24 protein-coding genes and 1 pseudogene are annotated in these 21,744 nt (G+C 74.5%); 16 read left to right on the top strand and 9 right to left on the bottom strand.

What is annotated here, in order from left to right; translation table 11 throughout:
- Nucleotides 1–50: 50 nt before the first annotated feature.
- Nucleotides 51–1,661, top strand: a complete 1,611-nt coding sequence (locus AB0O82_RS21835; RefSeq protein ID WP_363585637.1) for a cytochrome bc complex cytochrome b subunit — start codon at nt 51–53, stop codon at nt 1,659–1,661.
- Nucleotides 1,662–1,697: 36 nt separating this feature from the next.
- Nucleotides 1,698–2,138 carry a PPOX class F420-dependent oxidoreductase gene (locus AB0O82_RS21840; protein WP_363585638.1) on the top strand — a complete coding sequence of 147 codons (441 nt, stop codon included), beginning with the start codon at nt 1,698–1,700 and terminating at the stop codon, nt 2,136–2,138.
- A 105-nt stretch (nt 2,139–2,243) separates the two neighbouring features.
- On the opposite strand, the gene AB0O82_RS21845 is transcribed toward AB0O82_RS21840, so the two are convergent.
- Together AB0O82_RS21845 and AB0O82_RS21850 are read right to left on the bottom strand one after the other, a co-directional pair.
- Nucleotides 2,244–2,447 carry a hypothetical protein gene (locus AB0O82_RS21845; protein WP_363585639.1) on the bottom strand — a complete coding sequence of 68 codons (204 nt, stop codon included), beginning with the start codon at nt 2,445–2,447 and terminating at the stop codon, nt 2,244–2,246.
- Nucleotides 2,444–2,713 carry a DUF1876 domain-containing protein gene (locus AB0O82_RS21850; protein WP_063346968.1) on the bottom strand — a complete coding sequence of 90 codons (270 nt, stop codon included), beginning with the start codon at nt 2,711–2,713 and terminating at the stop codon, nt 2,444–2,446. The genes AB0O82_RS21845 and AB0O82_RS21850 overlap by 4 nt, the downstream gene beginning before the upstream one ends.
- A 155-nt stretch (nt 2,714–2,868) precedes the next feature.
- On the opposite strand from AB0O82_RS21850, the gene AB0O82_RS21855 reads away from it, so the two are divergent.
- The 9 genes and pseudogenes from AB0O82_RS21855 (at nt 2,869) to AB0O82_RS21895 (ending at nt 10,408) form a co-directional block, all read left to right on the top strand.
- Nucleotides 2,869–3,711 (top strand): YndJ family protein, encoded by an 843-nt coding sequence (locus tag AB0O82_RS21855; protein WP_363585640.1) that lies wholly within the window; start codon nt 2,869–2,871, stop codon nt 3,709–3,711.
- Complete coding sequence (locus AB0O82_RS21860; protein WP_363585641.1) at nt 3,708–4,220, top strand: DUF1990 domain-containing protein; 513 nt, start codon at nt 3,708–3,710, stop codon at nt 4,218–4,220. Before AB0O82_RS21855 ends, AB0O82_RS21860 begins: the two co-directional genes overlap by 4 nt.
- 85 nt (nt 4,221–4,305) lie before the next feature.
- Nucleotides 4,306–5,046, top strand: coding sequence for a hypothetical protein (locus tag AB0O82_RS21865; RefSeq protein ID WP_363585642.1), 741 nt, complete (start codon nt 4,306–4,308; stop codon nt 5,044–5,046).
- 114 nt (nt 5,047–5,160) lie between these two features.
- Nucleotides 5,161–5,562 (top strand): annotated as a pseudogene (locus tag AB0O82_RS21870) (thioredoxin domain-containing protein); the annotation flags it as partial.
- Nucleotides 5,563–5,724: 162 nt separating this feature from the next.
- Nucleotides 5,725–6,459, top strand: a complete 735-nt coding sequence (locus AB0O82_RS21875) for an alpha/beta hydrolase (protein ID WP_363585643.1) — start codon at nt 5,725–5,727, stop codon at nt 6,457–6,459.
- A 158-nt stretch (nt 6,460–6,617) separates the two neighbouring features.
- Entirely contained in the window at nt 6,618–6,836 is a 219-nt protein-coding gene (locus AB0O82_RS21880; protein ID WP_363585644.1) for a hypothetical protein, read from the top strand.
- On the top strand, nt 6,833–8,275 hold the full coding sequence (locus AB0O82_RS21885) for an NAD(P)/FAD-dependent oxidoreductase (protein ID WP_363585645.1): 1,443 nt from the start codon (nt 6,833–6,835) through the stop codon (nt 8,273–8,275). The genes AB0O82_RS21880 and AB0O82_RS21885 overlap by 4 nt, the downstream gene beginning before the upstream one ends.
- 203 nt (nt 8,276–8,478) lie before the next feature.
- Nucleotides 8,479–9,573 carry an exo-alpha-sialidase gene (locus tag AB0O82_RS21890; RefSeq protein ID WP_363585646.1) on the top strand — a complete coding sequence of 365 codons (1,095 nt, stop codon included), beginning with the start codon at nt 8,479–8,481 and terminating at the stop codon, nt 9,571–9,573.
- A gap of 73 nt (nt 9,574–9,646) precedes the next feature.
- Nucleotides 9,647–10,408: a GNAT family N-acetyltransferase gene (locus AB0O82_RS21895; protein ID WP_363585647.1), complete on the top strand. Its 762-nt coding sequence runs from the start codon at nt 9,647–9,649 to the stop codon at nt 10,406–10,408.
- A gap of 61 nt (nt 10,409–10,469) precedes the next feature.
- Here the strand turns inward: AB0O82_RS21895 and AB0O82_RS21900 are convergent, their stop codons facing one another.
- The gene (locus tag AB0O82_RS21900; RefSeq protein ID WP_363585648.1) at nt 10,470–11,327 is read right to left on the bottom strand and encodes a DMT family transporter; all 858 of its coding nucleotides are present in this window, start codon (nt 11,325–11,327) and stop codon (nt 10,470–10,472) included.
- 74 nt (nt 11,328–11,401) lie between these two features.
- Between AB0O82_RS21900 and AB0O82_RS21905 the strand changes: the two genes are divergently transcribed.
- Nucleotides 11,402–12,268, top strand: a complete 867-nt coding sequence (locus AB0O82_RS21905; RefSeq protein ID WP_363585649.1) for a MurR/RpiR family transcriptional regulator — start codon at nt 11,402–11,404, stop codon at nt 12,266–12,268.
- A gap of 66 nt (nt 12,269–12,334) precedes the next feature.
- On the top strand, nt 12,335–13,381 hold the full coding sequence (locus AB0O82_RS21910; protein WP_363585650.1) for a LacI family DNA-binding transcriptional regulator: 1,047 nt from the start codon (nt 12,335–12,337) through the stop codon (nt 13,379–13,381).
- A gap of 70 nt (nt 13,382–13,451) precedes the next feature.
- Here the strand turns inward: AB0O82_RS21910 and AB0O82_RS21915 are convergent, their stop codons facing one another.
- The gene (locus AB0O82_RS21915; protein WP_363585651.1) at nt 13,452–13,964 is read right to left on the bottom strand and encodes a GNAT family protein; all 513 of its coding nucleotides are present in this window, start codon (nt 13,962–13,964) and stop codon (nt 13,452–13,454) included.
- A 158-nt stretch (nt 13,965–14,122) separates the two neighbouring features.
- On the bottom strand, nt 14,123–14,575 hold the full coding sequence (locus tag AB0O82_RS21920; RefSeq protein WP_363585652.1) for a molybdopterin-dependent oxidoreductase: 453 nt from the start codon (nt 14,573–14,575) through the stop codon (nt 14,123–14,125).
- A gap of 414 nt (nt 14,576–14,989) precedes the next feature.
- Between AB0O82_RS21920 and AB0O82_RS21925 the strand changes: the two genes are divergently transcribed.
- A complete protein-coding gene (locus AB0O82_RS21925; protein WP_363585653.1) occupies nt 14,990–16,585 on the top strand; it encodes a PucR family transcriptional regulator in 1,596 nt (531 codons plus the stop codon).
- Between the two features lie 82 nt (nt 16,586–16,667).
- Here the strand turns inward: AB0O82_RS21925 and AB0O82_RS21930 are convergent, their stop codons facing one another.
- Entirely contained in the window at nt 16,668–17,135 is a 468-nt protein-coding gene (locus AB0O82_RS21930) for a MarR family transcriptional regulator (protein ID WP_063350998.1), read from the bottom strand.
- 129 nt (nt 17,136–17,264) lie between these two features.
- Between AB0O82_RS21930 and AB0O82_RS21935 the strand changes: the two genes are divergently transcribed.
- Nucleotides 17,265–18,047 carry a class III extradiol ring-cleavage dioxygenase gene (locus tag AB0O82_RS21935; RefSeq protein ID WP_363585654.1) on the top strand — a complete coding sequence of 261 codons (783 nt, stop codon included), beginning with the start codon at nt 17,265–17,267 and terminating at the stop codon, nt 18,045–18,047.
- Nucleotides 18,048–18,069: 22 nt separating this feature from the next.
- Here the strand turns inward: AB0O82_RS21935 and AB0O82_RS21940 are convergent, their stop codons facing one another.
- The 3 genes from AB0O82_RS21940 to AB0O82_RS21950 all read right to left on the bottom strand — a co-directional run bounded on the left by AB0O82_RS21940 (nt 18,070) and on the right by AB0O82_RS21950 (nt 19,908).
- A complete protein-coding gene (locus AB0O82_RS21940; protein ID WP_363585655.1) occupies nt 18,070–18,717 on the bottom strand; it encodes an NAD(P)H-binding protein in 648 nt (215 codons plus the stop codon).
- 233 nt (nt 18,718–18,950) lie between these two features.
- Entirely contained in the window at nt 18,951–19,337 is a 387-nt protein-coding gene (locus AB0O82_RS21945) for a VOC family protein (protein ID WP_363585656.1), read from the bottom strand.
- A gap of 4 nt (nt 19,338–19,341) precedes the next feature.
- The gene (locus AB0O82_RS21950; RefSeq protein ID WP_363585657.1) at nt 19,342–19,908 is read right to left on the bottom strand and encodes a GNAT family N-acetyltransferase; all 567 of its coding nucleotides are present in this window, start codon (nt 19,906–19,908) and stop codon (nt 19,342–19,344) included.
- A gap of 260 nt (nt 19,909–20,168) precedes the next feature.
- Here AB0O82_RS21950 and AB0O82_RS21955 point away from each other — a divergent pair, with 260 nt between their 5' ends.
- Nucleotides 20,169–21,707: an AMP-binding protein gene (locus tag AB0O82_RS21955; RefSeq protein ID WP_363585658.1), complete on the top strand. Its 1,539-nt coding sequence runs from the start codon at nt 20,169–20,171 to the stop codon at nt 21,705–21,707.
- Nucleotides 21,708–21,744: the final 37 nt, after the last annotated feature.

The following is a 21,744-nucleotide window of genomic DNA, read 5'->3' on the forward strand; positions in this document are numbered from 1 at the left end:
GCGAGAAGCGGGGAACTATCCCCACTTCCTTCCGACCGAGGTGCGTGCACATGACCCGGAATCAGAACCCAGGACGGGGGCGGCGGGCCGTCGACTGGGCGGACGGCCGGCTGGGGATCCACACCCTGGCCAGGGCCAACCTGCGCAAGATCTTCCCGGACCACTGGTCCTTCATGCTGGGCGAGATCTGCCTGTACACCTTCCTGATCATCATCCTGACCGGCGTCTGGCTGACCCTGTTCTTCAAGCCCTCCATGGGCGAGGTGATCTACGACGGCTCGTACGTGCCGCTCAAGGGCGTGCCCATGTCGCAGGCCTACGCCTCGACGGTGGACATCAGCTTCGAGGTCCGCGGCGGGCTGCTGATCCGGCAGATCCACCACTGGGCCGCCGTGGTCTTCGTCGCGGCCATGTTCGTGCACATGATGCGGGTCTTCTTCACCGGCGCGTTCCGCAAGCCGCGCGAGGTCAACTGGGTCTTCGGCTTCCTGCTGCTCTTCCTCGGCATGCTGGACGGCTTCTTCGGCTACTCGCTCCCGGACGACCTGCTCTCCGGCACCGGCATCCGGTTCATCGAGGGCGTGCTGCTGGCCATCCCGCTGGTCGGCACCTACCTCCAGATGTTCCTGTTCGGCGGCGAGTTCCCCGGGCACGACATCATCCCGCGGTTCTTCACCGTCCACGTGCTGCTCGTGCCCGGCATCATGCTCGGCCTGCTGGTGGCGCACCTGATCCTGGTCTTCCACCACAAGCACACCCAGTGGGCCGGGCCCGGGAGGACCGAGAAGAACGTCGTCGGCATGCCGCTGATGCCGGTCTACCTGGCCAAGGCCGGCGGGTTCTTCTTCCTGGTCTTCGGCATCGTCGCGCTGATGTCCGCCGTCGCCACCATCAACCCGATCTGGGCGTACGGCCCGTACCGCCCCGACCAGGTCTCCACCGACGCCCAGCCCGACTGGTACATGGGCTTCGCCGAGGGCCTGATCCGGGTGATGCCCGGCTGGGAGGTCGGGCTCTGGGGGCACACCCTCAACCTCGGCGTGCTGATCCCGTTCACGCTGTTCCCGGTGATCCTCGGCGCGATCGCGGTCCACCCGTTCATCGAGAGCTGGGTGACCGACGACAAGCGTGAACACCACCTGCTGGACCGGCCGCGCAACGCGCCCGTCCGCACCGCGCTCGGCGCCGCCTGGATCAGCCTCTACCTGGCGATGCTGGCCGGCGGCGGCAACGACCTCATCGCCACCCATCTGCACCTGTCGCTCGACACCATCACCTACGCGGTGCGGATCGGCTTCTTCGCCGTCCCGGTGGCCGTCTTCGTCATCACCAAGCGCTGGTGCCTCGGCCTCCAGCGCCGCGACCGCGACAAGGTGCTGCACGGACGCGAGACCGGCGTCGTCAAGCGCCTGCCGCACGGCGAGTTCACCGAGGTGCACGCCGGGCTCGCGCCCGCCGAACTGCACCGGCTCACCGCACACGAGCAGCCCCGCCCCCTCGAACTGCCGGCCCCCGTCGACGAGAATGGAGTCGCCCGGAGCGCGGACGTGCTCACCCGCACCCGCGCCCGGCTGTCCCGCGGATTCCACGGCGAACACGCCCGGATCGTCAAGCCCACCGCCGAGGAGTACCGCGAGATCACCGAGGGCCACGGGCACTGACCCACGACCCCGGTCCCCACGCCAGAGGGAGGACAGATGCACGACCGATCCGACCAGCTCGCCGACAACAGATACCTCCTGCTCACCACCTTCGGCGAGGACGGCACCCGCCAGGACTCGCAGATCTGGGTGGTGCCCGACGGCACGGCGCTCGGCGTCTGGACCCCGGCCCACTCCGGCGAGGCCGAACGGATCCGGCGCCACCCCCGGGTGCTGGTCGGCCCGTGCGACTCCCACGGGCGCCCGACCGGGCGGCCGGTGCCGGCCCGCGCACGGCTCTGCGACCCGGACGACACCGCCCGCTACCGCACCTCGCTGATCAACAAGTACGGCCTGACGGCGCTGATCGCCCTGGCCCGCAGCCGGTTCCGGGTCGGACTGGCCGGGACGGTCGGCATCCGGATCACGCTCAACGAGCTGGAGCAGCGGCTGGTCGGGCCCGAGTGGCAGCTGCCGACGACGTACTGCGTCAACTGACCCCGTCGGGCCACCTGATGGCGCCGGGGGCAGGACCGGGCACGGACCGGCCCGGCCCCCGGCGCCGTTCGCGTGGTGAAGCGTTCGCGCTGCCGGGGAGCGCTGTCAGGGCCCGTCGTCCGGCGCCTTCGCCAGGTCCCCGGGTTCGCACGCCTCCCGGCCCGTCGCCACGTGCACGACCCTGACCGCCCGGTCGGGGCCGCCGGGCACGACCTGCTGTTCGTGCCCGCAGCGCGGGCAGATCAGCGGGATGCGCGGACGGTGCTCCCGGCCGCCGGCGTGGCCGCCGTCCGGGTGCGGGGCGCTCACGTCAACGGGTGGGTCGGGACCGGGCTGACCTCCTGGATCTCGCCGTGGGCCTTGGTGAGCAGCTGCGAGGCCAGGTCGTTGAGGGCTCTGGCCCCCGCGATCTCCTCGCCGACCCGCAGCTGTTCCGGGTCCGAGGGGTGGCGGCTGCTGTAGCCGTGGGCCCGTAGTTCCCTGCCGTCGCGCAGCCGCAGCATGGCCGCGGCGGTCGTGCGCGGGCCGTCCTCGCGGAACTCCATCTCGATGTGCCAACCGACCAGAGTCTGCATGGCGGATCACCTCCATCGGTTACTCCTCCAGAGTGCGCCGCACCCACCGTGAACACCAGGGCAGGCGGACCGGGGGCGAGTTGAACGCGTTCAACTCTGCGGCGTAGAGTCGTCGACGACCAAGATTTGAACGCGTTCAAGGAGGCGCTTCCGGCATGGGCAAGGGCACGACGGAGCTGGTGAACCTGCTGGTCCTGCTCGGTATGGGCGCCGTCGTCCCGCTCGGCCTCGCCCTGATCGGCGAACCCGGCCTCGCCCGCGTCCGCCGGCTCTGGCCGCTCGCCGCCGTCCCCGGCGCGCTCTCGCTCTGGCTCCCGCGCGGCGGCCTCGCCACCGGCAGCGCCGCCCTCTACGCGCTCGGCACCCTGGCCGTCGCCCTCCACGCACCGCTGCGGCTGCGCCGGACCCGCTCGCTCGCGCCCGCCGAACTCGCCGTCCTCACCGCGCTCGCCGCCCCGGCGGTGGCCGGCACCGCCCTGGTCGCCGAGCGCTCCGGCTACCCGCTGTTCGACTTCGAACCACACGTCCTGGCGCTGACCGTCCCGCACTTCCACTACGCCGGATTCACCGCCGCCCTCGTCGCCGGGCTGGTCTGCCGCAGCACCCCGGCGGGTTCCGGCGCCGCCCGCTGCGCCGCGCTCAGCGTGCCGGCCGGGACGCTGCTGGTGCTCGCCGGGTACTTCCTCGGCACCTGGGTCCAGTTCGCCGGGGCCAGCGTGCTCACCACCGGGATGTGGCTGGTCGGCCTGGTCACCTGGCGCGACCTGCGGCCGCGCGCCGCCGACCCGGTCACCGCCCGGCTGCTCACCGCCTCCTCGGCCGTCCTCGCCCTCACCATGCTGCTCGCCCTGTGGTGGGCCCTCGGCCAGGCGTCCGGGCTCCCCCACCCCACCCTGGCCTGGATGGCCGCCACCCACGGCGTCGGCAACGCGCTCGGCTTCGCGCTCTGCTCGCTGCTCGCCTGGCGCCGGATCACCACCGCGGAGGACCACCGATGACCGACCTCAGCTACCCGGAGCAGGGCGCCAGCGCCACCGGCCACCTGCCCGGCGGGTACCGCCACCTGCGCCACCGGGCGCTCGTCGGCCGGGGCCGCCCCGCCCTGGAGGTGGCCGGGGCCGCCCTGCTCGGCTGGCGGATGCACCGGCTGGCCGGCGTGCGGATCGACGCCGACGCGGACCGGGCCGCCCCCGGCGTCGCCGTGCACTGCGCGATCGGCGTCGGCCCGCTCCGGGCCGGCGCCCCCAACCGGGTGCTGGCCACCGTCGACGGCCCGGACCGGTACGGCTTCACCTACGGCACCCGGGCCGGCCATCTGGCCCGCGGCGAGGAGACGTTCCTGGTCGAACTGGAGGCGGACGGGGCGGTCTGGTTCAGCGTGACCGCCTTCAGCCGTCCGGTCGCCCGGTACGCCCGGCTGGCGGGGCCGCTGCTGCCGCTCGCGCAACGGGCCTTCGCCCGGCGCTGCGGCCGGGTCCTGGCCCGGATCGCGGCGGACGCGGGGTAACGCCTTGGCCCGACGGGCGGGCCGTCCGACATGATCACCCGGTGATGCGCACACAGTCGGCCCTCGATGTCGCCGCGGGGCAGCCGTGACCAGCTTCCTGACCCACCGGGCCCGGGTGCACGACGAGCGGCTGCCGGCGCGCCGCCGGTTCAACGCCCTGCGGACCTGCCTGACCTGCTTCGCGCCGTACGGCTTCCGGGCCACCTACCACCACCTCACGCTCAGCGCCCGGATGCCCCGGCTGCTGGAGGCCGACCCGGACTCGCTGGTGCGGGCCGTGGAGGAACTGCACGAGGCACGGGTCCTGTGGCTGGCCGGGGCGCAGGAGTACGCGGCGCGGCGCCGGGCGGAGAAGCGGGCCGGGCGGCGGCAACCGCCCGAGCCGGTGTGGTGGAACCGCCCCTGGTGGGGCGCACCGGACGCGGCCTGGCGGGCGGACCCCTTCCTCCACCCGCCGCTGCGGCTGCCCGACTACGTCCGTCGGCAGAACGCGCTGCTGGACGGCGCCGAACTGCCCGGCTGCCCGGCCTGCGGGGACGAGGAGCCGGTGCTGTCGCGCTCGACCGGCCACGGCCTGGCCGAACTCTGCCGGACCTGCGCCTGGGTGCGACAGCCGTGCCCCTGCGGACGGTGGCACAGCTTCGAGCCCGCCCTGCGGGTCGGCTGGAACCGCATCTGGCAACGGCAGCACCTGATCGGCGACGGCACGCCGAACCCGCGCTGGCCCGGCGTGCAGGGGCCGGCCCGGGTCGAGCGGCTGGCGGTGTACGAGGTCTCCCGCCCGTGGGGTTTCCGCTCCGCACGGTGTGTGGCGCCCGGGCGCTGAACCGGCGCGGGCAGCTGCCGGCAGAGGCGGCCACCGGCGCGCGGCCGCGGAATACCCCGTCGGGGCGCGCGGTTGTCGCGAGCACGTGATCGGTAGCGCCGCCTCCGGAAGGGAAGGAATCGCGAGATGAGCAGCACGGTCGAGCTGACCAAGGAGAACTTCGACGACATCGTCCCTGGTCCGGAGGGCCAGGACTTCGTCCTCATCGACTTCTGGGCCGGGTGGTGCGGGCCGTGCCGCCAGTTCGCCCCGGTGTACGAGAAGGCGGCCGAGCGCCACACGGACCTCGTCTTCGCCAAGGTGGACACCGAGGCGCAGGTGGAGCTGGCCGCCGCGTTCGGGATCCAGTCGATCCCCACGCTGGCGATCATCCGTGAGGGCGTGCTCGTCTTCTCGCAGGCCGGTGCGCTGCCGGAGTCGGTGTTCGAGGACCTGATCGGCCAGGCCAGGAAGCTGGACATGGCCGAGGTGAAGCGCAAGGTGGCGCAGGAGCAGGCGGCCGGGGGCCAGGCCTGACCCGCCCGGGCGCCCGGGCGTCCGGGCGTCCGTTCGTCCGAGGGCCCGGGGAGTCATGCTCCCCGGGCCCGGCCGCTCGGAAATCCGGACGAAGTCCGGCCGGGGTCGGTCCTAGAGTCGTCCGCGACGGAGATCCCGCCCGACCGCGAGGAGCGACCCACCATGAGCACGTTCGTACTGGTCCCCGGTTTCTGGCTCGGCGCCTGGGCCTGGGACGAGGTCGCCGCGCCGCTGCGCGCCGCCGGGCACACCGTCCGCCCCGTGACCCTGCCCGGGCTGGCGGAGCGCGCGGGCGAGGCCGAGCCGATCGGGCTGGCGGAGCACATCGCCGCGCTGGCCGACCTGCTGGTCCGCGAGGACCTTTGGGAGGTGGTGCTGGTCGCGCACAGCGGTGCCTGCGCCCCGGCCGGCGGTATCGCGGACCGGATGCCGGAGCGGATCCGCCGGGTGGTCTACCTGGACAGCGGCCCGATGATCGACGGCGGTTCGCTGTACGACCTCTGGCAGCCCGACCACCGTGCGGCGGCCGATGCCTCGGTGGTCGACGGCCGCCTCCCGATGCCCTCCTGGGCCGACCTCGCCGCCGACGGCGCCGACGTGGAGGGCCTGGACGAGGCCGCGCTCGCCCGGATCCGCGAGCGGGCCACCCCGCACCCGGCCGGGGCGTACCGGGACCGGCTGCGGCTGACGGGCGCCTCGGCCGCGCTGCCGCAGGCGCTGGTGACCTGTTCCTTCCCGCTCGCCCAGGTGCAGGCGATGATCACGGCCGGGCACCCGTGGTTCGCCGGGCTCGACGGGCCGAACTGGGAGCTGCGCGAACTGCCCACCGGGCACTGGCCGATGTTCTCCCGGCCGGCCGACACGGCGGCGGTGCTGGCCGAGCTCGCGGCGCTCTGACCCGCCCTCGGCTCCCACCCGCCCTCCGGCTCGGACCCGTCGGCGGGTTCGACTGCGCGAAGCCCCGCCGGCGTCGCAGGATGGGCACGGCGCCGGGCACGCGGCCCGGCGCCCGTCCGGCCGGGGGCCGGATCCCACGGGAAGGCGAGTCCCTGCGGATGCACGCGGAGCGCGAGAAGTGGCCGCCGGAGGCCGTTCGGGTCAGGCTCGGGTACGAGACGAACGGCAGCCGCGGGCCGACCTCCCGGAAGGTCTCCCTCACCGGCGCGCCGGCCGACGCCCGGCGCGCCCGGCTGCTCGACGTCCGCGACCACACGCCCGTCACCCTGGCCCTGCGGGCCGGGGTGGCCATCGACACCACGGAGGACCGGGTATGACCAGCAGCGCCGAGGAGTACGACGTCATCGTCCTGGGGGGCGGCCCGACCGGCGAGAACGTCGCCGACCGGACGGCCTCCGCCGGGCTGCGCACGGTCGTCGTTGAGGCCGAACTGGTCGGCGGCGAGTGCTCGTACTGGGCCTGCATGCCGAGCAAGGCGCTGCTGCGCCCGGTGGCCGCGCTGGCCGAGGCCCGCGCGGTGGCGGGCTCCCGGGAGGCGGTCGGCGGCAGGCGGCTGGACCCGGCCGCGGTGCTGGCCCGGCGGGACTCCTTCACCTCGCACTGGAACGACGACGGCCAGGTGCAGTGGCTGCGGGACGCCGGCATCGAGCTGGTGCGCGGCCACGGCCGGCTGGCGGGCGTGCGGACCGTCACCGTGGAGGCCGAGGACGGCACCGAACGGGTGCTCACCGCCCGGCACGCCGTCGCCGTGTGCACCGGCAGCCGTCCCGTGCTGCCCACGGGCGTGCCGGGGCTGGCGGAGGCCCACCCGTGGACCAACCGGGAGGCGACCGCCGCTCCGGCCGTGCCCGGGCGGCTGGCGGTGGTCGGCGGCGGCGTGGTCGGGGTGGAGCTCGCGACCGCCTGGCGGGCGCTCGGCTCCGAGGTGGTGCTGCTGGTGCGCGGCGACCACCTGCTGCCGCGGATGGAACCGTTCGCGGGCGAGCTGGTCGCGGAGGGCCTGCGCGAGGCCGGGGTGGACCTCCGGTTCGGGACGGAGGCCACCGCGCTGGAGCGGGCGGACGGCGCCGGGCCGGTGGTCCTGACGCTCGGCGGCGGCGAGCGGCTGACCGTGGACGAGGTGCTGTACGCGACCGGACGGGCCCCGCGCACCGCCGACGTCGGGCTGGAGCAGGTCGGGCTGAAGCCGGGCGGCTGGCTGGAGGTGGACGACAGCTGCACCGTGCTCGGCGTCGACGGCGAGTGGCTGTACGCCGCCGGGGACGTCAACCACCGGGCGCTGCTCACCCACCAGGGCAAGTACCAGGCCCGGATCACGGGTGCGGCGATCGTGGCCCGCGCCCAGGGGCGTGCGCTGGACACCTCCCGCTGGGGCGCGCACGCCGCGTCGGCCGACAGCGCGGGCGCGCCGCAGGTCGTGTTCACCCATCCGGAGGTCGCCGCCGTCGGACTGACCCTGGCGGCGGCCGAAGGGGCCGGTCTGCGGGTCAAGGCCGTCGACCACGACTTCGGCGCCGTCGCCGGGGCCTCGCTGTACGGCGACCACTACCGCGGCCGGGCCCGGGTGGTCTTCGACCTGGACCGCGAGGTGCTGGTCGGCGCCTGCCTGGTCGGCCCCGGGGTCGCCGAACTGCTGCACTCGGCGACCGTCGCCGTGGTCGGCGAGGTGCCGATCGACCGGCTCTGGCACGCCGTGCCCTCCTACCCGACGATCAGCGAGGTGTGGCTGCGGCTGCTGGAGGGCTGCCGGGGGTGAGCCGGGCGGGTGAGCCGGACGCACGGGTGAGCCGGACGCACGGGTGAGCCGGACGCACGGGTGAGCCGGACGCACGGGCCTTCCTGGTGAGCGGGCCTTCCGGGTGATCGGGCGCGGCGAGATGTGGCCACCGGTGGACGGCGGGACACTGGGCGCCGGGGGCCGTCCCGGGGGGCCGTACTCGTCACCAGGTGGTGTGGGGCATGACCGAAGTGCTGTTGGCCGTCGGAACCGAGAAGGGCCTCTTTCTCGGCCGCAGCCGCGACCGGCTGGACTGGGAGTTCAGCGGGCCGCACTTCCGGATGAACGCGATCTACTCCGTCTCCATCGACCGCCGCGACGGCCGCACCCGGTTGCTGGTCGGCGCCGACAGCAGCCACTGGGGGCCTTCCGTCTGGCGCTCCGACGACCTCGGCGCCACCTGGTACGAGCCGCCGCGGCCGGCGATCCGCTTCCCCGAAGCCACCGGCGCCTCGCTCACCAGGGTCTGGCAGCTCCAGCCGGCCGGCCCGGAGGCCCCCGGCGTCGTCTACGCGGGCACCGAGCCCGCCGCGCTGTTCCGCTCCGAGGACGGCGGCGAGACCTTCCGCCTGGTCGAGTCGCTCTGGAACCACCCGCACCGGACCGACTGGGGCGCCGGCTACGGCGGCCAGGGCCTGCACACCGTCGTCACCGACCCCCGCGACCCGCAGCGGCTGCTGGTCGCCGTCTCCACCGGCGGCGTCTACCGCAGCAAGGACGGCGGCGACAGCTGGGAGCCCGCCAACACCGGTCTGCGCGCCGAGTTCCTCCCGGAGGAGGGCCAGTACCCCGAGTTCGGCCAGTGCGTGCACAAGATCGCCCCCGACCCCGTCGACCCCGACCGGCTGTACCTGCAGAACCACGGCGGTGTCTACCGCAGCGACGACTGGGGCGCGAGCTGGCGCTCCGTCGCCGACGGACTGCCCGCCGCGTTCGGCTTCGCCGTCGCCGCCCACCCGCGCCGGGGCGACACCGCCTACCTGTTCCCGCTCGGCGGCGCGGACGACCGCATCCCGCCCGACCGCCGTTGCCGGGTCTTCCGCACCACCGACGGCGGCACCAACTGGCAGCCGCTCGCCGACGGCCTGCCCGGCGACGACCACTACGGCATCGTGCTGCGCGACGCGCTGCGCACCGACGACGCCGAACCGGCCGGGATCTACTTCGGCAACCGGACCGGCGACGTCTACGGCAGCCATGACGAGGGCGAGAGCTGGTCGTTGCTGACTTCCCACCTGCCGGACGTGCTCTGCGTCCGCGCCGCGGTGGTGGCCTGACAATTCGGTTGCCCCCGGGAGCGCTCTCGTCGACCATGACAGCGGACGAACGACCGTACGAATGGGGCTTGGTGTGACCGAGACGGATTTGATGATCGGGCGTAACGGCGAGGGCGTACCGGTGGTGCGCTACCTCCCGGGCGAGCGGGAGGGCCGGCCCTGGGCCGACCTGCTGGAGGTGGTGGACGAGACCGGCGGCATCGACCCGGTGGAGTTCGTGCGCACCGAGATGGCCGGGTGGGTGGTCTCCGGGACGCCCGAATTCGGCCTCGCCCTGCTGGAGCACGGCGCCACCGTGCTCCGGCACGCCCACGCCATGCGGCGCGACCTGGTCGCCGACCCGCCGCCCGCCGACTGGACCGGGGCCCCGCTGCGCGGCGGCCTGCGGGCCGTGCCCTGCGACCGCGCGCCCGAGGACCTGTTCGAGGCCTGGCGGGCCGCGTTCGCCCCGGGGCACCCGGACCACTTCGCGGGCGACGACCGGCAGGCGTTGGCGGAACGGATCGCCCCGCTGCTCGCCGGCGAGGTCATCGGGCCGGTGCTGCCGTCCAGCCTGCTCGCCGTGGACGCGCAGGACCGGGTGGTGGCCGGGATCGTCCTCACCGACCGCGGCGGCCTGCCGTGGATCGCCGACGTCTTCCGGCACCCGGAGCTCGGCTACCGGGGCCTCGGCGCGGACCTGCTGCGCCGCGCCCTCGCCGACGCCGCCGAACGCGGGCTCGTCGAGGTGCAGTTGGCCGTCACCGACGGCAACCCGGCCCGCCGGCTCTACGAGTCCCTGGGCTTCGAGCTGCTGAGCACCGCGCTGACCGTGATCGTGCCGGAGAAGGGCTGACGGCCACCGGGCCCTGTCCGGCCGGTCTCGGGGGATCGGCCCGCGATCGGCCGGACAGGGCCTACGGCCGGGCCAGCTCCAGGACGGCTATCCCGGCCAACACGGTGAGGCTGGCGCTCAGCCGCAGACGGCCGAGCCGCTCGCGGAACACCACGGTGGCGATCAGGGCGGCGATCACGATGCTCGTCTCGCGCAGCGCCGCGATCGTCGCCAAGTCCCCCCGGGACTGCGCCCACACCACCAGGCCGTAGGCCGTCAGCGAGAGCACGCCTCCCGCGATCCCCACCGGCACCACCTTGCCGACCCCGGTCAGCAGCGAACGGCCGCGCCGGGCCCAGGCGATCAGCGCGAGCGTCGGCCCCTGCAACAGGAACAACCAGGCCACATAGCCGCCGACCGTCCCGGCGTGCCGGACGCCGCTGCCGTCCAGCACCGTGTAGACGGCGATCATCACGCCCGTCCCGGCGGCGGCCCCGAGCGCGGGCAGTTGCGCCCGCCCCGGGACGCCCTTGGCGAAGGCCAGCCCGATCAGGCCGCAGGAGATCACCACCACGCCCAGCAGCTCGCCCGCGCCCGGGTGCTGACCGAGCACGGTGGCCGACAGCAGGGCCACCAGCAGCGGCGCCGAGCCGCGCGCGATCGGGTACATCTGCCCGAAGTCGCCCAGCTGGTAGGCGCGTAGCAGCAGGACCGTCGACGTCGTCTGGACGGCGACCGAGGCCAGCAGGTACGGCCAGGACGAGGCCGCCGGCAGCGGGTTGAGCAGCACCAGGACGAGCGCGCACGCGGTGTAGGTCAGGTTGATCAGCGCGAAGCCGACCAGCTTGTCCGCGATCCGGTGGGCCAGGCCGTTCCAGACAGCGTGCAGCACGGCCGCGGCGAGCACGGCCACCGGCACGGCCGGCACGATCTCGGACATGGCGAAGCTCCCCTCCGACGGCCTTCCGGCGATCCGGCACGGCCTGGAACCGAATTCCACGCTACCCTAGCGCCATGGAAGGACATTCCGACATGACGCCCCTGGAGTCCCAGCTCGCCGCGCGGATCCGGGCCCGGCTCGGCGACCTGCGCGGCGCCGAGGCGCGGGTGGCCGAGGTGGTGCTCGACCGGGGCGCCGGCCTGGTGCACCTGAGCGTCAGCGACGTCGCCGCACTGGCCGGCACCGCCCCCTCCTCCGTGGTCCGGGCCTGCCAGCGGCTCGGCTTCCGCGGCTACCAGGAGCTGAAGATCGCCGCCGCCCGGCACTCCCCCGCCACGGCCCCGGCCCCCGCCGACGACGCGCGCGACCCGGCCGCCCGGGCCCTCGCCGACACCCTGCGGGCCGCCCGCGCGGCCCTGGACGGGATCACCGCCACGCTCACCGCCGACGACCTGCGGGCGGCCGCCGAGGTGCTGGCCGGCGCCGGCCAGGTGGTACTGGTCGGCTCCGGACTGTCCGGCGCGGTGGTACTCGACCTCGCCTACCGGCTGCGCGCGCTCGGCCTGCGCGTCGACGCCCCCGCCGACCCGCTCACCGCCCAGCTGGCCGCCGCCCAGCTCCCGCCCGGCGGCGTCTGCTTCGCGGTCAGCCACGGCGGCGCCACCCCGCTGGTGATCGACGCCGCGCGCCGGGCCCGGGCGGCCGGGGCGGCCGTGGTCGCGCTCACCAGCTACGCCCGCTCACCGCTCACCGAGACGGCCACCCACACCCTGGTCGCGGGCGGGCAGGACCTGGTCTTCGGCCTGGAGACCACGGCCAGCCGGCTCGCCCACCTGGCCGCCGTCGACGCGCTGGCCCAGACCCTGCTGGCGCTGCGCGGGCGACCCGCCGAACAGGCCCTCGGCCTCTCGGCGGACATCACCGCGGACCACACGTACTGACCGCGGCGGGCGTCCGGCGGCGACGGCAGCCCGGAGCCGTCGGAGGCGCTGTGTAGGCTCGCGGGCATGGCGAGGGTGACACGGGACGATGTGGCGCGGGTGGCGGGGACGTCCACGGCGGTCGTGAGTTATGTGATCAACGACGGGCCGCGGCCGGTGGCGCCCGCGACCCGGGCGCGGGTGCTCGCGGCGGTCGAGGAGCTCGGCTACCGCCCCAACCGGGTCGCCCAGGCGATGGCACGGCGGCGGACCAACCTGCTCGGCATGGTCGTGCCGGACGCCCGCCAGCCGTTCTTCGCCGGGCTCGCGCACGCCGTCGAGCAGGCCGCCGCCGACCACGGCCGGCTCCTGCTGATCGGCAACTCCGACTACGTGGACGAGCGCGAGGCGCACTACATCCGCGCGTTCCTCGGCATGCAGGTCGACGGGCTGATCCTGGTCACCCAGGACCCGGCCACCCCCGGGCTCACCGGCTTCGACGTGGGTGACGGCACCTCGGTCGTGCTGCTGCACCACCGGGCGGAGACCGCCGACGGCGTCGCGGTGGTGGCGGACGACGAGGGCGGCGCCCGCGAGGTGGTCCGGCACCTGCTCGGGCACGGCCACGCCGAGGTGCACTGCTTCGGCGGCACCCTCGCGCTCAGCCCGCACGACCCGGTCACCGGGCGGACGGCCGGCTGGGCCGCCGCGCTGGCCGAGGCCGGGCTGGCGACCGAGGGGCGGCTGGTGCCGGCGCCGTTCGACCGCGTCCGGGCGCACGCCGAGGCGCTCGCCCTGCTGGCCCGGCCCGACCGGCCGTCCGCCGTGTTCTGCACGACCGACGACCAGGCGATCGGCCTGCTGCGGGCCGCCGACGACCTGGGCATCCGGGTGCCGGAGCAGCTCGCGGTGGCCGGTTTCGACGACATCGCCGAGGCGGTGATCGCCGGCCCGGCGCTGACCACCGTCGCGACCGCGCAGGACGAGATGGCCCGCGCCGCGGTGGACCTGGTCCTCGGCGGGGCCGAGCGGCGCTCCACCGGCGCGCGGACCTTCCCGGCCCGGCTGGTGCTGCGACGCACCTGCGGGTGCCCGGCGCCGGAGCGGGCGACCGCGGGCGCAGCCGTGATCTGACTCCGCGTCACGCGCGCTCCGGTTCGGTCGAGCCGCTGCCGGGCCGCCCACCACCGCGCGGGCGCACCGGTCAGCGGAGTTCGTCCGCGAGGAGGTCCATCAGCAGGTTGTCGTGCCAGGTGCCGTCCGGGCCGCGCTCGTACTGGCGCATGGTGCCGACGGAGCGGAAGCCGACCTTCGCGTAGCAGCGGATCGCGGCCGTGTTGTCGGCCGCCGGGTCGATGATCAGCCGGTGGTAGTGGTGGTGGTCGACGAGGTGGCGGGCCAGCGTGCGGACGGCGTCGGTGCCGAGGCCGACGCCGTGGACCTCCGGGTCGAGGTAGATGTCGATGCCGGCGTGCCGGTACTCGTCGTCGTTGTTGGCGTACCACTGGATGGCGCCGACGATCTTCCCGCCCACCTCGACGGCGAGGGTCTCGGTGTCGGGCTCCTCCAGGTCGCTGGCGACGGCGTCGGCGAGGTCGTCACCGCCCCGCCAGCGGGCGAACACCTCGGGCGTGCCGCGGATGGCCGCGAGCGCCGGGATGTCGTCGGTGTCGGCGGTGCGGAGGGTCACCAGGGTGCCGTGCAGAATCGTCCCCATATGGGGCATGTTGGCACGGAAACAGGCATCCGGCGAGCTGTTTTCCGGTATTCCCCGCGATCGCCCGCACCCCCTCCGAGCAGCGACGATGCTCCACCGCGGAGCACTCGGCGAGAGCGGGCCCCGGGGCGGGGACAAGGCCCGCCCGCGGCCGGGGCTCAGGCCGCCGGTTCACCCAGCGGGCCGAGCCACACGGCCGTGACCCCGCTGACGTAGCGGGCGCCGCAGTGGTCGTCGGGGACGACGAGCTGCGGGCCGGCGGCGTCCAGCGGGGCGCCGTCCATGCTGGTGGCCAGCAGGATCCGCTGGCCACCGAAGTCGGGGTCGATCTCGGCCCAGGAGACGACGGCCCGGTGGCCGTCCGCGCCGCTGACCGACAGCAGGAAGCGCAGCCGCTGCTTGCGGCCGGAGAAGTCGATCCGGGGCCGGGCCGCGCGCAGCACGTCCCAGAGCGCGGGCCCCTCGTAGTCGTGCCGCTGCTCGCCCTCGGCCAGGCAGTCGAAGCTGACCTCGACGCGGTGCGCGGGGAGGGCACGCAGCTGGTCGACCGACAGCTCGGCGGGCCGGTCGAAGTGGCCGTGCAACCGGACGGTGGGGCTCGACGGGGTCATGGCGCTCCCTCCTCCCGGGCCGCGCCGCCGCGACCCGGGAGGGGGTTACCCGAGGGAGGGCCCGGGCATTCGCAGCTGCGGCACCGAAAGGATGATTTCAGCGGTATCTGCGATGGGTGAAGCCGCTTACCGCCAGCAGCTGCGATGGCACGGGCGGGCATGTCCGAGGAGACGGCTCGACGCGCCCCGCACCGGCGGAAGCCGATCGAAGCCGGCGGAAACCGCTGGAAGCAGCACCGCAATCGGGTGGACGACTGGTTCCGCACACCCGCCGAGGGGCCCACGCTGGATGATCCGACAAGAAGAATCACTGCCGCATGACTTGCATTTACGATGCCCACGAGCACCTGAACCTTGCACTTGCGAGGCACAGCCGGGCGCGGCACACAAGGGCGAGAGCGAGATGAGCGAGAGATGATCGTCGGCGACCTGCTGCACCTCGACGACCTGGACATCCGCCTGGCCTGGGGCACCCCGGACCTGCTCGACCGCCCGGTCACCGGGCTCAGCTCCACCGACCTCCAGGACCCGGCCCGCTACCTCCAGCCCGGCGAACTCGTCCTCACCGGCCTGGTCTGGTGGCGGCCCGCCGACGCCTCCGGCGCGCTGCGCTTCGCCACCGCCCTGCGCAGCGCGGGCGTGGCGGCGCTGCTGGCCGGCGAGGGCACCCACGGCAGCGTCCCGGACGGCCTCGCCGACGCCTGTCGCACCCACGGCATCCCGCTGCTGACGGTGCCCGCCGGAGTCAGCTTCCGCGCCGTCACCGACCGCGTCCACCTGCGGCTCTGGGGGGACCTGCGGGCCGGCGCCCAGGACACCGCGGCAATCCCGGAGACCGTCCGGCACGAGCTGCTCGACCTGCTGCACGCGGACGCCGGGGCCGGCGAGGTGCTGGCCCACGCGGTCGGCCGGCTCGGGGTACCGGACTGCTCGATCACCACCGCCGGCGGCCGGGCCGTCGCCGCCACCGCCGCACCCGCACCCGCACCCGCCAATGCCGCACCTACCACCGCCGCATCCGTCCCGCCCGCCGGGCGCGGCGACACCGGGCTGCCCGTCGGGCCCCAGGACGGCTCGCCGTTCGACGGTTGGCGGCTGCGCCCGCACCTGCGCTCGGCGGCGGCCGAACCGGCGCTCCAGTCCCTGGCCGAACTGCTCGCCCCGCTCGCCGCCCGTGCCCACGCCGACGCGAGCGCGCGGCGCCGGGCCGCCGGGCGGCTACTGGACGCGCTCGCCGGGGAGGCCGGGCTCACCGAGCCGCTCGCCGCCTGCGGGCTGGGCGGGGCCGAGTCGCTGGTGGCGGTCACCGCGCGGATCGACGGCGGCCGGGCGGGCGAGGCGGGTGCCGCGCCGGGCGACGGCCCGCCCGCCGCCTGGGCGGCGCACGCACTGGCCGAGGCACTGCACTCGCTCGGCGCGCCGTACGCCGCCGGGACCGACCGCGACGGGCGGTCCGCCGCGCTGGTCGCCGCGCCGGTCGAGCAGGTCGCCGAACGGCTGCGCCGGGCCCGGCCCGCGCTGCAGAGCCGGCTGACCGGCCGGCGCACCCTGCGGGTCGGCGTCGGCCCGGCCGCCCCGCCCGCCCCCGCCGCACTGCGGGCGGCGCTGGTGCAGGCCCGCTACGTCCTGGAGGGCTCGGCCGGCCCGGTCGGCAGCGCCGCCGAACTGGACTCGCTGGACGGACTGCTGCGCGGCATCCCGCCGGAGGTGACGGCCGCCTTCCACGTCCGGCTGCTGGCCCCGCTGGCCGCCCACGACCGGGAGAACAGCGTCTCGCTGCTGGGCACCCTGGCGGTCTTCCTGGACCACGACGGCTCGTGGGCGCGGACGGCCGAGGCGCTGTGCATCCACGTCAACACCGTGCACTACCGGATCCGCCGGATCGAGGAGCTGACCGGCCGCAGCCTGGCCAGGCTGCGGGACCGGCTCGACCTGCGGACCGCCCTGCTCTGCGCCCCGCAGCCGGCCCGGGCCCGGGCTCAGGCTCCGGCTCCGGCTCCGGCTCGGTAGATCGCCGAACGGGAGCGGCAGTTGCTGCTGCGGGGAGCGGCGCGGGGGGGGGACCGACTGAGGGGCTCGGGGCTTCAGGAATTCAGGGTGTGTCGTCGAGGCGCAGCCGGGCACTGACCTCGCCGAGGCTTTCGGCGAGCACGGCCAGCTGCTCGCGGGTGAGCACGTCGATCAGCAGCTCGCGGACCAGGGCGACGTGCCCGGGTGCGGCCTGCCGCAGCGACTCCCGCCCCTGGTCGGTGAGTTCGGCGATGACGCCGCGCACGTCGCTGGGACAGGAGCGGCGGGCGACCAGGCCCATCCGCTCCAGCTGGGTGACCTGGTAGGTGAGGCCGCTCTTGGAGGTGACCAGCTTGTCGGCGAGTTCGGTCATCCGCAGCGCGTGGGCCGGGGCCGCGGACAGGTGCACCAGGATCTCGTACTGCTGGTGCGAGAGGCCGGAGTCCTCCTTGAGCTGGCGCTCCAGTCGGCGGTTGAGCAGGTTGCTCGCGACGACGAAGCCCCGCCAGGCAGCCATCTCGTCCTGGTCCAGCCAGCGGGGTTCGTTCAGTGTGGACATGTGGTGAAGTCTACTCCTGTTGTTCAAATTCGAACGAAGGTGTACGGTCAGCGAGTAGAGGTTCAAATTTGAACTACTCTTCTGAGCCACCCGTTCCGTTCGACCCAGGAGGAGGACGCCATGAGCACCGCGGCCCCCGAGCGTATGCCCGCCCTGTACCTCTCGCACGGCGCGCCGCCGCTCGCCGACGACCCGGTCTGGCCCGGCGAACTGGCCGCCTGGTCCGCCGACCTGCCCCGGCCCAAGGCCGTCCTGATGGTCTCCGCCCACTGGGAGGAGGCACCGCTCGCCCTCGGCGCCGTCACCACCGTGCCGCTGGTGTACGACTTCTGGGGCTTCCCCGAGCACTACTACCAGGTCCAGTACGCCGCTCCCGGCGCACCGGCGCTCGCCGACCGCGTCCGCAAGCTGCTGCGCGCCCCCGGCACGCCCGTCCAGGACATCCCCGACCGCGGCCTCGACCACGGCGCGTACGTCCCGCTGGTGGAGATGTTCCAGGAGGCCGACATCCCCGTCCTCCAGATCTCCATGCCCACGCTCGACCCGCAGCGACTGCTGGAGATCGGCCGCCGGCTCGCCCCGCTGCGCGACGAGGGCGTGCTGATCGTCGGCAGCGGCTTCTTCACCCACAACCTGCGGGCGCTCAGCAACGACGGCCGGATCAGCTCGGTGATGGCCGAGTTCGACGACTGGGGCCGGCGCGCCCTGGACGCCCATGACCTGGACGCGCTGCTCGACTTCGAGCGCAAGGCCCCCGCCGGGCGGCTCGCCCACCCGCGCACCGAGCACTTCGCCCCGCTCTTCGTCACCCTCGGCGCCGGTGAGGCCGACCTCGGCAGCCAGCGCAGCGTCATCGACGGGTTCTGGATGGGGCTCGCCAAGCGGTCGATCCAGCTGGGCTGACCGGGCTCGCCGTAACCGAGAGTCACAGCGCGCAGCAGGTGAAGCGCTCGCCGATGTGCTCGGGCTGCTCGGCCTCGTCGACCAGGGCGACCGCGTAGTCCGGCACCGAGATCCGGCTGCGCCCGGCAGCATCCGTGAGCAGCTGCTCCAGGCCCGTCCGGTAGCGGCCGGTCCGCTCCCCCGGGCCGATCTCGGCGGCCGGGCTGAGCACCGTCCAGCGGACGTCGGAGACCGCCCGGTAGTAGTCCAGCGCCGCGCCGTGCGCGTGCATGATCTCCAGCACCGGCTCCGGCAGTCCCGGCGCGTCCCAGACCCGCACCCCTGGCGCGGTCTCCAGGCTGCCCGCGCCACCGACCGCGATCAGCCGGGGTGCGGCGTCGCCGAGCGAGCGCAGGCCCTCCACCAGCGACCGCGCGGCCGGCTCGATCAGCGCCAGGTGGCCCGGGCCGTCGCCGCCGCCGACCGCGCTCACCAGGACGTCCTGGCCGGCCGCCACCCGGGCCACCTGGGCCCGATCCAGGACGTCCGCGCGTTCGACGAAGGCCGCCTCACCCCGGTAGTGGTCCGGGTCGCGGACCACCGCGGTGACTTCGTGCCCGCGCGCGGCCGCCTCCGCGACGGCGGCGCTGCCGATGGTGCCGTTGGCGCCGATCACGGCGATCCTGGCCATGGGGTACCTGCCTGTCTCTCGGGTGGTGGGGTCGGGGAAAATCGCCGCGACGTGGCATCAGCCAGGTTCGATTATCGGACGGTTCCACTGCGACGGCCCGAGACATCGGCCTGTCGTGTGACGGGTGCACCGGGCGGGGCGAAACGAACGGCCGCCGGGTCCTCGTGGACTCGGCGGCCGTTCGTTCAGGCGGTGGCCCAGGCGGTGGCCCGAACGTTGGCTCAGGCGTTGGCTCAGGCGTTGCCGGTGGCGATGCGCTCGGCCTGGCTGCGCTCGACGCACAGCTCGTTGCCCTCGGGGTCGCCCAGGGTGACCCAGCCCTTGCCGTCCGGGGTGCGGTGGTCGCCGAGCACCGTCGCGCCGAGCGCGACCAGGCGCTCCACCTCCTCGTCCCGGCTGCGGTCCTGCGGCTGGAGGTCGAGGTGGACCCGGTTCTTCACCGACTTGCCGTCGGGCACCCGGATGAACAGCAGCGAGGCGCCGGCGGACTGCACCACCGCCTCCTCGTCACCCGGGTTGTCGTCCTCGGCCAGGGTGCCGTCCAGCGCCTGGGCCCAGAACTGCGCGAGGCCGTACGGGTCGGCGCAGTCGATCGTCACGTGTCGTACCAGAGATCCCATCCGGCTACTCTGACCTGCCGTGTTCGGTTCCGTCCAGCCTTTTCCTGGAGTGCCGGTGACCGTCCGACGGGAACTCCGGCGGCAAGGCCGTCAGCACCTCCTGGAAGGCGTAGCCGCTCTTCTCCGCGACCCGGCAGGAGGCCGGGTTGTCCACCTGGTGCAGCAGGTCGATCCGGACCAGGCCATCGTCGGCGAGCACGTCGAAGGCCCAGGCGGTGAGCGCCACCACCGCGCGCGGGGCCACCCCCCGGCCGCGGGCGGCGGCCGCCGTCCAGTAGCCCACCTCGGCCGCCTCCCCGCCCGGGGTGCCGCGCTTGAGCGCGACGTTGCCGAGCAGTTCGCCCGTGCCGGGCTCCAGCACCGCGAAGCTGTACCGGCGGCCCTCCGCCCGGCCCCGGTACTGCAACCCGAGCCAGTGCGCGGCCTCCTCGGCGTTCCCCACCGGGACGCGGGTGAAGCGGCGCAGCGTCTCGTCCCGGTACGCCGCTATCAGGGCCGGTGCGTCCGCGTCCTCGAAGGGGCGCAGCAGCAGGCCCTCGGCCCTCGGGTGCGCGGTGGCGGGGGCGGTCACCGCAGTCCCCCGGCCTCGTGGAGGGTGCCCGGGTCGTCGGTCGCTCATGGTGCTTCTCCCCGTGGGTGTGTGGCCGTTCGCCGCGATCTTCCCAGCAGGAGGCCGGCCGGCCCACCGCATTGGTCGCCCGTCCGTTCGCGACGGGCTCAGCAGACGGAATCCGCCCCTTCCGCCCGACTTTCACCCTCCTTCCGCCCTTCCGCAGGTGACACCCCCGATCGGGGGTGTCCGGCGGGCGGCCGGGAGAGGACAGTGGGCGCATGCAGATTCCACTCTCCGTGATGGACTTCCTCGACCGGGCCGAGCTGGTCTACGGCGACCGGGTCGGCATCGTCGACGAGCCGGTGCAGCCGGCCGAATCCTGGGGCGAGCTGAGCTACCGCCGGGTCGCCGAACTGGCCCGGGCGCAGGCGGCCGGGCTGGACCGGCTGGGCGTCGGGCCGGGCGAGCGGGTCGCCGTCGTGTCGCACAACTCGGCCCGGCTGCTGACCTCCCTGTTCGGGGTGAGCGGGCACGGGCGGGTGCTGGTCCCGGTGAACTTCCGGCTGAAGGCCGAGGAGGTGGCGTACATCGTCGAGCAGAGCGGCGCGTCCGTCCTGCTGGTCGACCCCGAACTCGCCGACGCGCTGGACGGGGTGGCGGCCAAGCACAAGTTCGTGCTCGGCGCGGACAGCGACGCGCTGCTGCACGACTTCGACAACTCCCCCCGGCGGTACGAGATCGCCGAGAACGACACCGCCACGATCAACTACACCAGCGGAACCACCGCCCGCCCCAAGGGCGTTCAGCTCACCCACCGCAACATCTGGCTGAACGCGGTACTGATGGGCCTGCACTACGGCGTCGGCGACCGGGACGTCTACCTGCACACCCTGCCGATGTTCCACGCCAACGGCTGGGGCCTGCCGTTCGCCCTCACCGGGCTCGGCGCCCGGCACATCGTGCTGCGCAAGGTGGACGGCGCGGAGATCCTGCGCCGGGTCGAGCGGCACGGGGTGACCTTCCTCAGCGGCGCGCCCGCCGTGGTCCAGATGGTGCTGGACGCGGCCGCCGAGTGGGACGGCCCGGTGCCGGGCCGGGACCGGGTGCGGATCGTGGTGGCCGGCGCGCCGCCGCCGACCTCGGTGGTGCAGCAGGTCGAGTCCGAGCTGGGCTGGGAGTTCATGCAGCTCTACGGCCTGACCGAGACCTCCCCGGCGGTCACGGTCAACCGCTCGCGCGCCGAGTGGGACGCCCTGCCCGCCGCCGAACGGGCCGAGAAGCTGGTGCAGGCGGGCGCCCCGGCGCTCGGCACCCGGCTGCGGGTCGACGCCTCCGGCGAGGTCCTGGTGCGCTCCAACACCGTGCTGGACGGCTACTGGCAGCAGCCCGCGGCCACCGCCGACGCCCTGCGGGACGGCTGGTTCCACACCGGCGACGGCGGCGTCCTCGGCCAGGACGGCCAACTGACCATCTCGGACCGGAAGAAGGACGTCATCATCAGCGGCGGGGAGAACGTCTCCTCGATCGAGGTGGAGGACTGCCTGTACGGCCACCCGGCGGTCGCCGAGGCCGCGGTGATCGGAGTGCCGCACGAGAAGTGGGGCGAGACCGTCAAGGCGCTGGTGGTCCTCCGAGAGGGCCAGGAGGCCGTCACCGAGGCCGAGTTGATCGCGCACTGCAAGCAGCGGCTGGCCGGCTACAAGTCGCCCACCTCGGTGGAGTTCCGGGCGGCCCTGCCGCGGACCGCCACCGGGAAGCTACAGAAGTTCCGGCTGCGCGAGCCGTACTGGACGGGGCGGGATCGGCAGGTCGGCTGAGGCCCGCCACCGGCCGACCGGGTACGCCCACCGGCCG

This window comes from Kitasatospora sp. NPDC088264, from assembly GCF_040685715.1.
Classification (GTDB): domain Bacteria; phylum Actinomycetota; class Actinomycetes; order Streptomycetales; family Streptomycetaceae; genus Kitasatospora.

Bases quoted from the DNA above. Each gene is read 5' to 3' on its own strand.
- AB0O82_RS21900 (WP_363585648.1), bottom strand. From the start codon at position 11,327: ATGTCCGAGATCGTGCCGGCCGTGCCGGTGGCCGTGCTCGCCGCGGCC.
- AB0O82_RS21940 (WP_363585655.1), bottom strand. From the start codon at position 18,717: ATGGCCAGGATCGCCGTGATCGGCGCCAACGGCACCATCGGCAGCGCC.
- AB0O82_RS21850 (WP_063346968.1), bottom strand. From the start codon at position 2,713: ATGCAGACTCTGGTCGGTTGGCACATCGAGATGGAGTTCCGCGAGGAC.
- AB0O82_RS21855 (WP_363585640.1), top strand. From the start codon at position 2,869: ATGGGCAAGGGCACGACGGAGCTGGTGAACCTGCTGGTCCTGCTCGGT.
- AB0O82_RS21860 (WP_363585641.1), top strand. From the start codon at position 3,708: ATGACCGACCTCAGCTACCCGGAGCAGGGCGCCAGCGCCACCGGCCAC.
- AB0O82_RS21840 (WP_363585638.1), top strand. From the start codon at position 1,698: ATGCACGACCGATCCGACCAGCTCGCCGACAACAGATACCTCCTGCTC.
- AB0O82_RS21955 (WP_363585658.1), top strand. From the start codon at position 20,169: ATGCAGATTCCACTCTCCGTGATGGACTTCCTCGACCGGGCCGAGCTG.
- AB0O82_RS21835 (WP_363585637.1), top strand. From the start codon at position 51: ATGACCCGGAATCAGAACCCAGGACGGGGGCGGCGGGCCGTCGACTGG.
- AB0O82_RS21885 (WP_363585645.1), top strand. From the start codon at position 6,833: ATGACCAGCAGCGCCGAGGAGTACGACGTCATCGTCCTGGGGGGCGGC.
- AB0O82_RS21880 (WP_363585644.1), top strand. From the start codon at position 6,618: ATGCACGCGGAGCGCGAGAAGTGGCCGCCGGAGGCCGTTCGGGTCAGG.
- AB0O82_RS21875 (WP_363585643.1), top strand. From the start codon at position 5,725: ATGAGCACGTTCGTACTGGTCCCCGGTTTCTGGCTCGGCGCCTGGGCC.
- AB0O82_RS21925 (WP_363585653.1), top strand. From the start codon at position 14,990: ATGATCGTCGGCGACCTGCTGCACCTCGACGACCTGGACATCCGCCTG.
- AB0O82_RS21905 (WP_363585649.1), top strand. From the start codon at position 11,402: ATGGAAGGACATTCCGACATGACGCCCCTGGAGTCCCAGCTCGCCGCG.
- AB0O82_RS21920 (WP_363585652.1), bottom strand. From the start codon at position 14,575: ATGACCCCGTCGAGCCCCACCGTCCGGTTGCACGGCCACTTCGACCGG.
- AB0O82_RS21945 (WP_363585656.1), bottom strand. From the start codon at position 19,337: ATGGGATCTCTGGTACGACACGTGACGATCGACTGCGCCGACCCGTAC.
- AB0O82_RS21890 (WP_363585646.1), top strand. From the start codon at position 8,479: ATGACCGAAGTGCTGTTGGCCGTCGGAACCGAGAAGGGCCTCTTTCTC.
- AB0O82_RS21915 (WP_363585651.1), bottom strand. From the start codon at position 13,964: ATGGGGACGATTCTGCACGGCACCCTGGTGACCCTCCGCACCGCCGAC.
- AB0O82_RS21935 (WP_363585654.1), top strand. From the start codon at position 17,265: ATGAGCACCGCGGCCCCCGAGCGTATGCCCGCCCTGTACCTCTCGCAC.
- AB0O82_RS21910 (WP_363585650.1), top strand. From the start codon at position 12,335: ATGGCGAGGGTGACACGGGACGATGTGGCGCGGGTGGCGGGGACGTCC.